Here is a 14,495-nt window from a genome sequence, read left to right on the forward strand (position 1 = left end):
CACCCTGGAAAGGCAGTCTATGGTACCATGCGCTAATTGTTTCTCTTCAACTCTGTTATACGCACCAGTCTTTCCAGCTTATTCAATTCGAAAAAAAGTTCAATAATACTGTTTGCAATGGGAAAAACAAAATTCCATTTATCAAGTTCAGCTCCTTGGAGCTCCACAATCAGATTATTAATTGTAATTTGCATAGCTGTCTTTGTTTCCTTTTGCAGTTCTATATTGGGGATGATTTTATTTTCGTATAAAAGCAATATATTTTCGCTGTAACTGTTCATTTCTTTTGTCAGGTTTTTTATAAAGTAAGATTTATTGTCTGGAATTGCCTCAATTTCATTGAAGTTCTTCTCTAACTGACGAATTAATGTCTGTTTCTTGCTTAGCATCTGGATCATATGTTTATAGATGATAATGTTTCTGTAAAAGCTCCGCCGGTTTTTAATAAATAGACGGCCCCTCTCGTCAGATATAATGTCATAGTATTCTGTTGCATCATTAATTAGTTGCTCAATTTCTCTGTCTTCCTTTTTCATTTCAGGAATGTTCATTGTCTTAGTCGGTAATACTCGCAATAGGAAGTTTGTTTTCTCGCTGGCACTTTTAATCAAGCTGAATAAATTCTTCTGATGATCTGGTGGAAAAACAATCATATTAATGATAAAGGCTGAAAACACTCCAATTGTAACCAGTGATAAACGATCAATAATATACATAATACTTAGCCCATTTTCGTTTCCAAGCATCAATGCGATAATGGTTAAGACCGTTAAGCTTACGGTTTTATGCAATCCAAGCCTAACGTTAATTGCAATGGATATGATAACGACCAGACCAACTGAAAGTGGATGATGTCCGAGCAGAAAAGTCCCCAGCAAAGCAAACGCAAGCCCAACCCCATTGGAAACAATAACCTCTTTAATATAATTGTAAGACCGCATAATGGAAGGCTGCATAGCTAGAACTGCAGCGATCGCCGCCACAATTTCCAAGTCGAGTTCCAGCACACCTGTAATCAGTAAAGTTAATACAACTGCAAGGCCAGTTTTCACCATACGCGGGCCGATATTGAATTCCATGCTTAGCACCCCTGAAATGTAACGTATATTGTTATTTATATGCGGAGGACTTTGGGACAGACCATGGAATAGAGTGAAATGACAGAAGAAGCCTTATTCCCGTTTGGGGTTTAAGGCTTTTTTTGAGTTAAAAAATACTACTACTAAGGTACTATTTAGCCCGATCTGATAGACCAAATTACGCATAGACAAGCATAAACCAAGTTGATAACCTTACTGTAAGTGTTTTCAATTTTGGAAAAATTAAATTAAAGGAAGGTGAATATCGTGACTAGTCGATCAAAAAAATTCTTTTTGCTAGGCATTAGTTTATTAGTACTTATTCCATTTCTACCAGGTCACTATGTAGATGCAAAAGAACATAATTTAAAGATTAATCCTTCACCACAGGAGATGGAAGTGCTAGGGAAAGGTTTTTCGTTAACGCCTGTTGTTGGACTTGTTGTTGGGGAAGGTACCGATGATGCAGCGATTCGAGAAGTTGAACAGGCTTTAGAAGGAGCAGATGTCAAGCGCATCATCCGAAAAAGTTCCGATGAGCCTGCACCTGACACTCCTGTTACTATTTGGATCGGAGGACCTGATGAAAATCGGGCATCCTCAGATATATTGCAACAACTTGATGTGGATGGTCCTAAAGGGTTGAATGATGAGGGACATGTGCTAGTCTCAAAACATACTGATAAAAAGCGGATAGTGCTTGCTGGGAAGAATAAAGCCGGGACGTTTTATGCTGCCCAAACTTTTGAACAATTAATTCAGGAAAAGCAAGGACGTGACTGGATTCCAGCAGTTGAGATACGTGATTGGCCTGAGATGGCAATGAGAGGGTCAATTGAAGGATTTTACGGTCCACCATGGTCACATGAAGACAGATTAAATCAAATAGAATTTTATAGTGAACATAAAATGAACGAGTATATTTATGCGCCCAAAGACGATCCATATCATAGAGAGGATTGGCGTGAACCATATCCGGAAGATGAGTTGAATCAGCTTGGAGAACTGGTCGATAAAGCAAATAAAAATCATGTAGAATTTACCTTTTCGCTCTCTCCGGGTAATACCGTATGTTATTCGGGGGACAGGGATTTTGAATTATTAATGGATAAAATGGAAGCTGTATGGGACTTAGGTGTTCGTTCCTATGCCATTTTCCTGGATGACATCAGTTATGAACTTCACTGTGAACAGGATAAGGAAAAGTTTGGAGACGATGAAAATCCAACGGCTGCAGCGCAAGCATATCTTTTAAATCGTTTTAATGAAGAATTTATTCAGACTCATGAAGGTGCTAAGCCTCTGATTACGGTTCCAACAGACTATGCAGGAAATGATTCGACAGTTTACAGGGAAAGGTTTGCCAAGTTGGCAGATAAAGACATTGTCGTCATGTGGACCGGTTCTGCGGTAGTTCCCGAAAAAATTGGATCAGACGAGGCAGAGCAGGTTTCTCGGATTTTCAAACATGACCTGCTTATTTGGGACAATTATCCAGTTAATGATTATGACCGAAATCGATTGTTTCTTGGGCCGCTTGTAAATAGGGATAGTACCTTATCAGACCATGGTGTCATTGGCTTGACAGCAAACCCGATGAACGAAGCGGAAGCCTCTAAAATCCCATTATATACGATTGCAGATTATACATGGAATCCAAAAGACTATGAGCCACATGAATCGTGGAAGAGAAGTATAGCGTCATTTGGTGGAGATGTATCGGAAGCATTAAAGACATTTGCAGAAAATAACTACTCATCACCAATAAATGGTACTAAATCATTAACGCTCAGATCACTTATTCAACAGTTTTGGGATAGTTATGATGGTGGAAATACAAATGGGGTTAGCCAAAAACTACTAGAAGAATTTGCACAGCTTGAAAAAGCGCCAGACAAACTTCAAAACAATTTAGAGAATCAAAATTTTCTAGATGAAGTTGCCCCATACCTTGAGAAATCGAAGCTATACGGAAAAGCGGGAAAAGCTGCAGTTAAGATGCTGATGGCACAAAAAGAAGACAATGGTGAATCTGCATGGACCGAGCGTCTAATTTTACAGAAGGCATTAAAAGATGCCAATGATATATCACAAAAAGTTGCTGAAGGCGTAATAAAGCCATTTTTAACGAATGCCATTCAAAAAAATAATGAGTGGTTTGGTATCAAAGCAAGTCGTGGTACGAGTACATTAGGAACTTATCAGGATTATTCGCTCTCAAATATGACTGATGAAGATTTAAATACGTATTACTGGAGTAATGAGGCAGCTAAGACTGGAGATGCAGTAGGAATTGACCTTGGTGATCGCTTCACAGTGGAATCTATTGAACTATTAATGGGTACAGGTGAAAAGTCTGCTGATTATATTCATCATGGCGTACTAGAGTATTCACTAGACGGAGAAAACTGGACTGCATTGACTGAAAAACATAATCAGGCAGAAATACAGGCTGAGCCAGAAGGTATTGAGGCAAGATACATTCGATTCCGTGCAATAGAAGATCAAGTTAATTGGGTCCAGGTAAGAGAGTTTGATGTGAAGTTAGAAGGTGAAATTGAAACCCTACCTTTAACGACCATGGGAACTTATCAAAATTATGCTTCGTCCAATATGATTGATGGGGACAATAATACTATCTACTGGAATGGCGAGCATGTTAATAAAAATGATGCTGTGGGGGTTGATCTTGGAGAAACTTACACGGTAGATAACATTAAGCTGTTAATGGGTTCAGAGGATAGCCCGGATGATTATATTGATCATGGTTCATTGGAGTATTCAGTAGATGGTGAAAACTGGACAACGCTGACAGAAAGACGTGATCAACAAGAAGTCACGCTGGATACTGACAGCATTCAAGCAAGGTATATCCGGTACAGGGCATTATCTGATCAGGATAATTGGCTTCAGGTAAGGGAGTTCCGTGTTCAAAGTAATAAAGGAACTGACAATGTGAGTGGCGGACCACCGGCAGCAGATGGAACTAGCCTTAGTAATCTAGCAGATGCTTCATTGTCTAGTGCATATCAGGCGAAGAGACCACCAGAAGCAGGAGAGTCTATCGTATTAACATATCCAAAGCAACGTATGCTTCAAGAGTTTGTCATTTTGCAGGGAGAACATTCCCAGGCAAAAGCGACAGTACAAATCGAGAACGAGGATGATGAATGGGTGACAGTTGGAACACTTTCAGGACTATATTCAAAGGTTGAGGCTGGTATTGAATCAAACAAGGTTAGATTAAATTGGCAAGAAAATTCAGAAACACCAACTATCTATGAAGTTATTCCGAAGTGGAACAATTAAAAAAAGCAGGTAACAAAGATTAGAGTCATTCCAGGATTTTGTCCTGGGATGACCCTTTTTTAGCGGATAAGATAGGATAGATCCTTTCCTACTGCATAGGTGCAACTAAGGCTTGGCGAAAAGTTAAGTTTTAAAAATTAGCTATTTAAATAAGGCTTAGGAGCATTTATGTTACGATTTTTCTTGTGGTTATAGTTATTCCCATTCAACAAAAGTGAGCTACATCGTTTCGGGAAATCATATGGTATAAACTGTTGATAATCATCAGGCAAGATATCAGCATCCTGAAAATTCCTGGATAAATTTTCAACAGGCTGAGATCTGTTATCAGTCTGTTGTTTTAGATGGTTAACGACAACATTTCCGATAAATTCCCCTAATCTCAGTCCTTCATTATTATCTGATGGAAAATGTACTCCAGCATATAAACGGCTGAGCGCATTGTCTCTTGCTATTTTCCAAAGTTTTTTTGATTCTTTAGGAAAAAAATAACTTAGGACAGTTGCTGTACATGCTGACATCGTGGCATGGCCAGATGGATAAGTTGGGAAACGAGGGGTGCATAGTAATGTTTTCATACGTTGGTCATATTGATTAGGTCTTGCTACATCAAAGCGGTATTTTAAATCCCATACCATAATCATAGTATCGTTGACAGCACCCTGTACTGAGGCTAATATACGTGCAGAACTCGTTGGGCTAACGTCATATGAATCAATTAAGCGATCAATTACGGGTGTCCACTGTTTAGTAGGGACTCCAGTTCCATAATAGATACCAATGTCTTTTTGGTTAGTGGTTAAATTTCGTAGTGTTCTTCTAACGATTCGTAATTCTTTTTCGAAATTGATTAAATTAGGGTGTGTTATAGGGAGTTTTAATTTTTTCCCATTGGTGTCTAAAAACCTTTCATTTTCGCTTCTTTTTAAATAGGTTAGCGGCCAGGATCCTGCATAAGGAGTGACGGGGCTGGTAGGAGGATTCTTTTCTCCTGCATATGGTAACTCAGACCAGTTTAAATAGTTTGTTTTCAACTCATTTTCACCTCCATATAGTTCCTATATAATATGGAAAAAGTGTAATAATGAGTAGACTCCTTCAAATTTTATTTTAGTTCTTTCGTTTCTTCGTTATACAAGGCAGTCTGTTTTATGTTTACTCCAACAAACGATTCTAATATTGCCTGACCACCAGCAATAGCTAGTATGAAAATCAGGTATTTAGCAATAAACGGAATCCATATAAAGATCACCGCTAAAAAAGTCGCACACCAAATTCCTGCGCACCAATAGCAGGTTAAAAGGTAACCAATTTTTGATTTTGGCACCTCTTTTGACTCGTTAGCGGAAATCTTTTTCTTCGTTAAAAATGGCTTCCGGATAAATTCAGTTATTTTATCAAATACGATTAAGTGTGTTAGCCGGTAGCTGGCGAGTATTATCATCACAAACGAGATCCACGATATTTCCATTTAACCAGGCCCTCTCCATAAAGACATTACATTCGTTTACCCTGTAAAGGCGACCATTTTAATACTCGATTTCCTCAAAGTCATCTGGTTTAGGGGTTGGTTGTTTTTGTTTCAAGTTATCGTTTTTTGCAATTTCCTCGTTGGTTTCCTGATATGGTTTAACTTTGCCAATTTGTTCTTTTGCTGGTTTATCGTTTGAATTTTTATCATTCATTAAGATACATCCTCCTAAATTCAAGCATTTAATTTCTAGAGTTTAGTATTCCGATCTTATATGTTTTTATAACAGGAAATCAGAAGTGACTGGGTAATAAACACTATACTAGGATAATAGTATTGTCTTTCAATCTTTCTCCAATAATCGACAAAATTTTCCTGCAAATTGTGTTAAATTTATTGTCATATTAAGGAGGAGGAAACAGAAGATGAAAAAGACATTGTTTTTCACCGTATGTTTGTTATTTGTTTTTAGTATAGACGTCGCTGCAAAACCGGCTAATCCAGACGCTGAACCGAAAATTAAGGTTGAAGACGGGGTTACACAAGCAGTATTCTCCATGGAGGAAGCGGTACGTGAAACCGTTTACATTGAAACAGCGGTTGATAGTGATGGCGATGGACAAAATGACAAAGTTCATGCCGAGATTATACGTCCGAAAGAAACGGAGGAAGGGCTTGAAGTGCCAGTTATTTTTGAAATGAGTCCCTATCGCGCTGGACTTTCCTCACTGGATTTTCATGACGTAGATGTTGAATTAAATCCAGTAGAAAAGAATGACAAAGGTAAACCTTATGCAGCAGATTTACCAGGTTATTATGATGATTATTTTGTCCCGCGGGGATATGCTGTAGTACTTGCTGAGAGTATTGGCAGTGGTCTTTCTGATGGCTGTCCTACTGTTGGAGATGAACGGGAGATTCGTGCTACGGAGGCTGTGATTGATTGGCTAAATGGCCGGGCAGATGCATTTACGGAAGATGGACAGGAAGTATCAGCTAATTGGTCAACAGGGAATGTTGGCATGACGGGTGTATCCTATAACGGTACATTGCCAAACGGTGTAGCAACTACTGGTGTGAAAGGGCTAAAAACCATTGTTCCAATTGGCGCGATTAGCAGCTGGTATGATTATTATCGTTCCAATGGGGCTGTTGTTGCTCCAGGAGGTTATCAAGGAGAGGACGCTGATGTATTAGGAAAAGCAGTACTTACTCGTGACAATCCGGAAGTCTGTTCTGATCTAATGAAACAAATAGAGGATGATCAGGACCGTGAAACCGGGGATTATAACGAATTCTGGGATGCACGAAATTATTTGAATGATGTTAAAAATATTGAAGCGAGTGTTTTTGTTGTCCATGGCTTAAATGATTGGAATGTAAAAACACAGCAGTTCTCACAATGGTGGGAAGAATTAAAGCATTATAATGTTCCAAGGAAGTTATGGCTGCATCAAGGCGGGCACTCCAGTCCATATTACTTCCGAAATGAAGAGTGGTTAAATACACTAAATAAATGGTTCGATCATTGGTTATACGATATAGATAATGGAATAATGGATGAGCCAGTTGTTGATATCCAGCGTGAAGATGATTCATGGGAGACAACACAAGCATGGCCAAATGCTGATGCCACTGAGACGAAACTGCATTTTACCGCTGGCAGTAGTGAAACAGGTGGTTTAAGTGTTCAGCCTGTCCCGAATGAAAATAAAGAAGCAGATAGTTTACTAGATAATGCGCTAATAGAAGCTAGTGAATTAGTTCAAAATCCTTTATTGAAATCACCAAATCGCCAAGCTTATTTAAGTAAGGAATTAACGGATTCCTATCGTATGAGCGGGACACCAAATGTATCAATTCGTGCCAGCATCGATCAGCCGACTGCAAATTTAACAGGATTGCTTGTTGATTATGGACCAGATGGCGCTGAAATTGTTACGCGTGGGTGGATGGATCCGCAAAATATCAACTCGATGTCTAAATCAAAGGCACTCGTTCCAAACCGTCAATATACTTTTGATTGGGATATGCAGCCGGATGATTACCAGTTTAAAACTGGGCATCAAATTGGTATCGTTATTATTTCCAGTGATAATAAATATACGATTCGTCCTGAGGCTGGAACGACAATTTCCATTGATCCCGAGCGCAGTCATGTGACGCTTCCATTGGTTGGTGATATAAAAGATCTGCGATGAGAACAGCAAAAGCGATCATCCTAAACAGGTGATCGCTTTTGCTGTTTTAGAGGGTATGAAGCCCACTCAAGGAAAACTGGGACAAGGGACCTGACCCCATTGTCCCGTTAGATTGTCCGCAATAGCAGTTTTTTCAGGAGTGGGGCGAAGTGTTCTGGGAGTTCGTCGACGCTTGGGATCATGAGGCGTTCTTTTCCATAGATATTCTTCATGGTTAGATCTTCTCTTTCGTCGATTTCTCCGTCTGCTAAGAACATTCCGATAACGTCTATTCCTTTTTTGCGTGCCTCAGATACAGCCAGATTTGTATCAATAATTCCATTCTGATCATAGTTGGCAGCAGCTGGCTCGCCGTCTGAGAAGACGAGCAGGAATTTATTCTTTTCTCTTCTGGCTGCTAATTCCTTTGTAATAACACGTATGCTAAAACCATCCCGGTTATCTTCTTGTGGCTCAAGCTGCATGATTCTGGCTCCAGTGTTTTGATAAAGGGAATCAGTGTAGGAATGAATCTCGTGAAAATAATTTGGCTGATAGTTTCCTTTTACGTCATTTGCATCCTCCCAGAATCCAACGATGGAGTGGGGGATCTTTAGTTGTTTTAATACTTCATGAAACAGAACTACGCCGCGTTTTGTTTCGTCCATTTTATTGTGCATGGATGCGGAACAGTCAACAAGCAGGGTGAAAACGGCATCGATGTCTTTGGATTCCTGGTTCTTTTTATAAAATACCCTTGGGTTTTCGTCAATAATTACGGGTAGCAATTTTTTTGATAGACGGCCAATGACTAAATCTTTCCGAGGTGCATTCATTTTGTGTTCGAGCACTTTTTCAATGGTAGTCGCAAGCTTGCGTTTGTAGGCTTCAATCGTAGCAACGGCAGTCTCGTACGCATGTTGCTCTTCCATTGATGCTGTGTTAGCTTTTACGACAATTGCTACTGCATGTTTATTTTCCTCGCCATAATTTAGTTCGTTGTCATTCGATTGCTTTCCTTTGTTGGTACTTTGTTTTTCAAGCGAATCAACTTCCGAGTAGTCGTTCTTATCACTAGTCCCTGAAGCACCTTGAATTGTACCCATGGCTTGATCAGCATCCTCTGTTTCTCTTGCACCACTGCCCATGATACTTGTTTTCGTGCCTGAATCTAATTCAAATTGAAGGAAGTTTTGTTTCCTGTCACTGTTTTCATTTTCCTGGTGCCAGGAAGGTAATTGTTCATCCATAGACTCATTATTTTCTTCATCAACATCTTCTTTTTCTTCGTTTGGTATGTCATCTGTCCGGGTTAATTCATCGAATAAGGTATTCTTTTCATACTTTTCGATGTGTGAAATCGGAAAAGAAAAATAGACATTTGTCATGTCTTTATAATCATCTTCTATTTGCAAGATCATTTGTTCGGCAATAGCTGTAATGTCTTCCGTATTTTTTGCTTCAAAAGAGGCATAGATATGCGGTTTAAGTTTTTCCAGGCTGCTAAGCTGCTGCTTATTCGCTTTAGGAAAATTTGGGTCCGGCTGATCTGTTTGAATCAACAGGTAAATAAGACAAAATAATTCATCAAGTGAATGGTTTCTTGTCACGTTGGTTCCTAATTGAGTTTCAAAGTAGTGCTTCAGGTGTTTTCTTCGGACGGCAAAGTCTCTTTTTGTGCCTGGTCTTATTTTGGCTATGATTTCTTCCAATCGTATATCTTCCAGCAATGTAATAAGTTGAGCAGCAAAATTCGGCAGGCTTGATTCGTTTATTTTTTCCAGATATGTCTTCATGAAGGGAACTTGTGAAAAATGCAGTGTTCCAATTGTCCGCAAAAACACATCCGTTTTATAACCTTGTTCCTTAATTGCCTGATTGCTAATATCCCATAAATGACTACCTGTAACATTACGATTTTTGAGGTCAATAAATGAACCATACTTATAAGCGAACTGCAGGTCCGGATTATCCGATAATATGGTGGATAAGTCCTGTAATTGCAAATATAGATCAGTATCTATCTTGGAATCATCCCAGCGGTTATATTTCATTCAGCATCCTCCTTTCTCATCTGATTGTGGGATTAGTCTTCCTATTAAAACAGGGTGTCTGCTAAATTTTTCACGAATTCTCTCTCACGTTCTTCTTCCAGTTTATCCACGATTGACCTTAAAATAGCGCGTTTAGGTGGGATAATTGAACTCAGGTCACAGGCATCAAGCAAAGCACGGATAGACGCTGCTTCTTCGGATAACTTTCCTTGAGCAACAGAACGAATCAAATCGCTGGATAACGTGACAAATAAGTCGATTGTTGTGTTGTTGGTTAGCCTTGTGTTTGATTGAATTAATTCCTTTAATTGTTCTCCTTCTAGATATGGAACATCAATGACAATAAAGCGGTTCTTCAACGCTTCATTTAATGGGACGGTTCCAACATAACCCTCGTTTATTGCAGCAATAACATTAAAGCCTTCTTCGGCTGTAATGATTTCGTTAGTGAATGGATTTGTCACCGTTCTTCGATAGTCAAGTACACCGTTAATAAGCGGTAGTGTTTCGGGTTTCGCCATATTGACTTCATCAATGTAGAGGAAGGTTCCATCATTCATTGCGCTTGTTACAGGGCCTGGCACGAAATCAATTACTTGTTTCCCGTCCTCATATGCCAAGGTTTTAAAGCCCATTAAGCTTTCGGCATCTAAGTCAACTGAACAATTGACATTAAACATTGGCTGGTGGAATAAGCTTGATAGCGTTTCAGCGAACTTTGTCTTTCCAGCCCCAGTAGGACCTTTCAGCAGGATATTTTTTCCCATACTTAGTGCTGAAATGGCATCAATTAGTATATCTGTATGTGGCGGTACATAACCACCTTGCCGGATTAATTCCTGAAATGTATTATCATCCGTTCGTTGGTTAGTATTAAGTATAGTAGTTATATTTTCGGGAAGATTGTAGTTTATGTGCATTGATAAACTCCTTTCAAGGATAGTTTAAACCTTATCGCGGGAGTTGACAAAGATTGCGGGACGAGGGACCTGACCCTATGTCCCAATAGAGGAGGGGTTGTATGTTTTCTTTTCGTGGTGATGCGCATAAGTTATTTCTTGATTTAAAGGAACAGAAGAATATCCATTCCAATAAGGATCTTAAAGAAACTTCTGATATAAAATCTTTTTATGAATCTCTTGAAAGCGAAACGCTCAGATTAATTTATTATCGTATGATAAAAGAACAAAACGGAACAGGTATTATTCCTATCTTTGTCACGGCCATTCCCTGGCTTTTATTTTTATTTTCGGATAAAATTCAGGAATTTTTGTTTAAGGATGGTATTCTGATTTGGGCTATCTTCATTACGATATACCTGATTTTACTAACTGTAAGTGCCTTTTTTCATTTTAAGGAAAAAGCATGGGCCGCGTTACATATTGAGATTATTAAGGATGTTCTGGGAGAAAGGGATAATTGACCCCGTTGAGCCGATTCACTGTTACTTGAAACTGCTTATCATACAAATAAGCCTGACTTCATACTTCTGTCAGGAGTATTAAAATATACGATTTGTTAAAACTAACGAAAAAAGGAGGGATCTATTTTGAGTAAGGGCAAGAAGAAAAAGAATAAGAGTAAGGAAGAGCTAAACGATATGAAGGATGACAAAAAATATCGGCAAAACCGGCCGCCAAGATAAGCAGGAGGTTCATTACATGTCAGAACAAAATAAAAACCGCAATCGGGATACAGGTAAGCAGCAAAATGTGCTGAAATATGATACAGAACCAAAAAGAGAAAAGAAAGATGATACAGAAATAGCTGATGACACAGAATTTCTAAATCTCGATAATAAAAGAAACAAGAGAAAGCGATAAATGGGAGAGCATGTCCATAATGGCATGCTCTTTTAGTTGCTGTGGAGGTGCGTTTGTGGCGAAAATGCTGAAGTTCACAAGGAAAGCGCCGAAGTTCACACTGATTTCGCCGATGTTCGCAATAAGGTAGCTCGAAGTTCACAGTTTCCCCGCCGATGTTCACAACTTGAAAGCAGATTTAGATGGCCGGCATAAAAATTATTTAAAAACAAAAAAAGTGCCGGGGATGTGATATCCAGCCGACGCCTTTTCGTATTATATGCGGATAACTTCAAATGTTTCCGGTTTTGCCTCTTTAATAAATGTGCATGGTTCTTCTGACGTAATCATATGGAGGCCATGCATTGCTCTGGTGCATGCGGTGTAAAAGAGTGCACGATCTTCCTCTTTGCTATAATGCCCGGCAGAAGCTTCAGGGATAATAACAGCATCGAATTCGATTCCTTTTGCCAAGTAAATAGGCAGAATAAGCAATCCTTTTTCGAATGAATAAGTCTGCTCTGTAATTTGTCTGATTACTACTTTATCCTGAAGCTTTTGGTAAAGCTCATCGCTTTCTTTGAGTGTTTTGCAAATAATTGCGATCGTTTCATTTCCATCATTGCGAAGTTTTTCAATCTCGGCAATTAAGGTGACGGTTAAATTGGCTTTATTCTCGAGCGTAATCAATTTAGGTTTGTGGCCGGATCGCTCAAATGATTCGATCACTGCTTCACCGGGGGCAAAGTCTTTTGTGAATTCGACAATTTGTTTTGTTGAACGATAGCTTTTTGTCAGGGTAATTCGTTCATGATTCTGCTCAAGTGTCGCAGGTATTAACGGGTTATCCTCAGTCGCGTATGCGTATATAGCCTGATTAATATCACCCAGTAATGTCATTCTGGTGTAAGGAAAAATATGCCTGATATATGCAAACTGGAATGCTGAATAATCCTGTGCTTCGTCGACGAACAGGTGGCGGACAGACCGTTCTGAATCGGCACCAAGCAGCCGGCCTTTAAAATATAGATATGGTGTGGCGTCTTCCCAGGTTAAAAATTTCTGCGATAAGTTTCTTGCGGTCTGGGCTTGAATTTTTTCCCAGTCAACTGGTGCCTGAGATGGTTCCCAATTCAAAAACATTTCACGGTATGTCGCCAATATATGAACGAAGTCAAAGCGTTTTACCCGTTTTTTAATCTGGGAAAAGTGACGCTTTACAACTTCTTTACGCAGGAATTCTTCTTCTAAACTTGAATTTTCCTCATCTTCCTGCTGGCTGGAATGGTATGCTTCTAAATACTCCTCCTTGTCCAGCAGTTCAACTTTTTCCATTACCCAGTCCTTATCCTTTTCCTGCTTTTGGATTTCTCGTAATTCATGCAAAAGCCAGTTAGTAACTGCTTCCATTCTGTTTGGAAGGAAAATCTCCGGATCTAATGAGTAGAAGTAGTCGGAAATCTGCTCTTTTGAAATGAGGACTTCGTGATGTAACGTGATATTTCTAAACTGAATACCGTGATAGTTCAGTTGGGAGATGTACTCATCCAATAGTGATTTGTAATCCAGGCTTGATTTGTACGTCATGTTCGTTAGACGACTATCATAATCTTCCTGGTTCATTTCTGTTAATGTATATTCCATCTGGGTAAAAGGGGATTCAATTGTGATCCCTTTTTCAATCCTTCTTTCTAAAAAATCATAGAAAGTGGATTGCTGAATATTTTCTTCCCCTAACTCAGGAAGTACGTTGGCAACATAGCTTGAAAATAATGGGTTTGGTGAAAAGAGCAGTAAATTGTTAGCATTGAGCTCTTTTCGAAATCGATACATAAGATATGCAATACGCTGCAGGACTGCAGATGTTTTACCGCTCCCGGCAACACCTTGTACTATTAAAAGATTACTCCGTTCATTTCGGATGATTTTATTTTGTTCCTTTTGGATGGTTGCGACAATACTTTTCATGGTTGTACTTGCATTGTCTCCCAGGGCTTGCTGGAGAAGCTGGTCGCCAATTGTAAGTCCGGTATCAAACATGCTGATAATATTACTATGTCTGATAATGAATTGTCTTTTTAATGAGATTTCCCCGGCTATTGTTTCATCCATTGTTTCATACTGCGCTTTTCCAGGAGCATAGTCATAATAAAGACTGGAAATAGGGGCGCGCCAATCGTATATTAGAAAGTTTTCTTCCTCGAGATCCATGAGGGAGGAGGTGCCAATATAAATTTTCTCTTCTTCATTTCCCGGGCTCTCAATAAAATCAATCCGTCCAAAATAGGGAGAGTCTTTTAGCCGTTTGAGTTTTTTGAGTTCCTTGTCCATATTGCCATGGACCTGTTCCCGCTCAATCAACAATTCTGCCTGTTGTTTGACACTTGCCTGCGTTTCAATCACGTCATCAGGTTCTTCCAGGTTAACCGTAACATCATCCCAAAAATTCTCGCGCAGATTGATGATGGTATCTTTTAATCCTGCAGACTTTTTATAAATTGCATCCTCTTTGTTGTTAATTTCATTGATAATTTCATTGACTCGATGCTGTTCAGTTTCCCGACTCATGCAACCAACCCCATTCCTGAAAACTTTATATT

At 39.2% G+C, this 14,495-nt stretch carries 11 protein-coding genes; 4 read left to right on the top strand and 7 right to left on the bottom strand.

The window, feature by feature from the left end; genetic code table 11:
• Positions 1–32: 32 nt before the first annotated feature.
• On the bottom strand, positions 33–1,079 hold the full coding sequence (locus ACTWQM_RS16715; protein WP_443259302.1) for an FUSC family protein: 1,047 nt from the start codon (positions 1,077–1,079) through the stop codon (positions 33–35).
• Positions 1,080–1,346: 267 nt separating this feature from the next.
• On the opposite strand from ACTWQM_RS16715, the gene ACTWQM_RS16720 reads away from it, so the two are divergent.
• Positions 1,347–4,388, top strand: a complete 3,042-nt coding sequence (locus ACTWQM_RS16720; protein ID WP_443259303.1) for a beta-N-acetylglucosaminidase domain-containing protein — start codon at positions 1,347–1,349, stop codon at positions 4,386–4,388.
• Between the two features lie 137 nt (positions 4,389–4,525).
• On the opposite strand, the gene ACTWQM_RS16725 is transcribed toward ACTWQM_RS16720, so the two are convergent.
• The 3 genes from ACTWQM_RS16725 to ACTWQM_RS16735 form a co-directional block, all read right to left on the bottom strand.
• A complete protein-coding gene (locus ACTWQM_RS16725) occupies positions 4,526–5,422 on the bottom strand; it encodes a vanadium-dependent haloperoxidase (protein ID WP_443259304.1) in 897 nt (298 codons plus the stop codon).
• 71 nt (positions 5,423–5,493) lie between these two features.
• Complete coding sequence (locus tag ACTWQM_RS16730) at positions 5,494–5,859, bottom strand: DUF1360 domain-containing protein (RefSeq protein WP_443259305.1); 366 nt, start codon at positions 5,857–5,859, stop codon at positions 5,494–5,496.
• 58 nt (positions 5,860–5,917) lie between these two features.
• On the bottom strand, positions 5,918–6,073 hold the full coding sequence (locus ACTWQM_RS16735) for a hypothetical protein (protein ID WP_443259306.1): 156 nt from the start codon (positions 6,071–6,073) through the stop codon (positions 5,918–5,920).
• A gap of 211 nt (positions 6,074–6,284) precedes the next feature.
• Between ACTWQM_RS16735 and ACTWQM_RS16740 the strand changes: the two genes are divergently transcribed.
• Positions 6,285–8,060, top strand: a complete 1,776-nt coding sequence (locus ACTWQM_RS16740; protein WP_443259307.1) for a Xaa-Pro dipeptidyl-peptidase — start codon at positions 6,285–6,287, stop codon at positions 8,058–8,060.
• A 107-nt stretch (positions 8,061–8,167) separates the two neighbouring features.
• Here ACTWQM_RS16740 and ACTWQM_RS16745 read toward each other — a convergent pair whose 3' ends face one another.
• Positions 8,168–10,093, bottom strand: a complete 1,926-nt coding sequence (locus ACTWQM_RS16745) for a vWA domain-containing protein (RefSeq protein ID WP_443259308.1) — start codon at positions 10,091–10,093, stop codon at positions 8,168–8,170.
• Between the two features lie 44 nt (positions 10,094–10,137).
• Positions 10,138–11,013 carry an AAA family ATPase gene (locus tag ACTWQM_RS16750; RefSeq protein WP_443259309.1) on the bottom strand — a complete coding sequence of 292 codons (876 nt, stop codon included), beginning with the start codon at positions 11,011–11,013 and terminating at the stop codon, positions 10,138–10,140.
• A gap of 101 nt (positions 11,014–11,114) precedes the next feature.
• On the opposite strand from ACTWQM_RS16750, the gene ACTWQM_RS16755 reads away from it, so the two are divergent.
• Positions 11,115–11,516, top strand: coding sequence for a hypothetical protein (locus tag ACTWQM_RS16755; RefSeq protein ID WP_443259310.1), 402 nt, complete (start codon positions 11,115–11,117; stop codon positions 11,514–11,516).
• Between the two features lie 238 nt (positions 11,517–11,754).
• A complete protein-coding gene (locus tag ACTWQM_RS16760; RefSeq protein WP_443259311.1) occupies positions 11,755–11,916 on the top strand; it encodes a hypothetical protein in 162 nt (53 codons plus the stop codon).
• Positions 11,917–12,171: 255 nt separating this feature from the next.
• On the opposite strand, the gene helD is transcribed toward ACTWQM_RS16760, so the two are convergent.
• Positions 12,172–14,463, bottom strand: a complete 2,292-nt coding sequence (helD, locus tag ACTWQM_RS16765) for an RNA polymerase recycling motor HelD (RefSeq protein WP_443259312.1) — start codon at positions 14,461–14,463, stop codon at positions 12,172–12,174.
• Between the last annotated feature and the right edge of the window lie 32 nt (positions 14,464–14,495).

Source organism: Virgibacillus sp. L01 (assembly GCF_052246775.1).
Classification (GTDB): Bacteria; Bacillota; Bacilli; order Bacillales; family Amphibacillaceae; genus Lentibacillus.

What these genes read in the sequence shown, in the direction of transcription:
- ACTWQM_RS16730 (WP_443259305.1), bottom strand. Translation starts at nt 5,859, where the DNA reads ATGGAAATATCGTGGATCTCGTTTGTGATGATAATACTCGCCAGCTAC.
- ACTWQM_RS16745 (WP_443259308.1), bottom strand. Translation starts at nt 10,093, where the DNA reads ATGAAATATAACCGCTGGGATGATTCCAAGATAGATACTGATCTATAT.
- ACTWQM_RS16740 (WP_443259307.1), top strand. Translation starts at nt 6,285, where the DNA reads ATGAAAAAGACATTGTTTTTCACCGTATGTTTGTTATTTGTTTTTAGT.
- ACTWQM_RS16735 (WP_443259306.1), bottom strand. Translation starts at nt 6,073, where the DNA reads ATGAATGATAAAAATTCAAACGATAAACCAGCAAAAGAACAAATTGGC.
- ACTWQM_RS16755 (WP_443259310.1), top strand. Translation starts at nt 11,115, where the DNA reads ATGTTTTCTTTTCGTGGTGATGCGCATAAGTTATTTCTTGATTTAAAG.
- helD (WP_443259312.1), bottom strand. Translation starts at nt 14,463, where the DNA reads ATGAGTCGGGAAACTGAACAGCATCGAGTCAATGAAATTATCAATGAA.
- ACTWQM_RS16750 (WP_443259309.1), bottom strand. Translation starts at nt 11,013, where the DNA reads ATGCACATAAACTACAATCTTCCCGAAAATATAACTACTATACTTAAT.
- ACTWQM_RS16760 (WP_443259311.1), top strand. Translation starts at nt 11,755, where the DNA reads ATGTCAGAACAAAATAAAAACCGCAATCGGGATACAGGTAAGCAGCAA.
- ACTWQM_RS16715 (WP_443259302.1), bottom strand. Translation starts at nt 1,079, where the DNA reads ATGGAATTCAATATCGGCCCGCGTATGGTGAAAACTGGCCTTGCAGTT.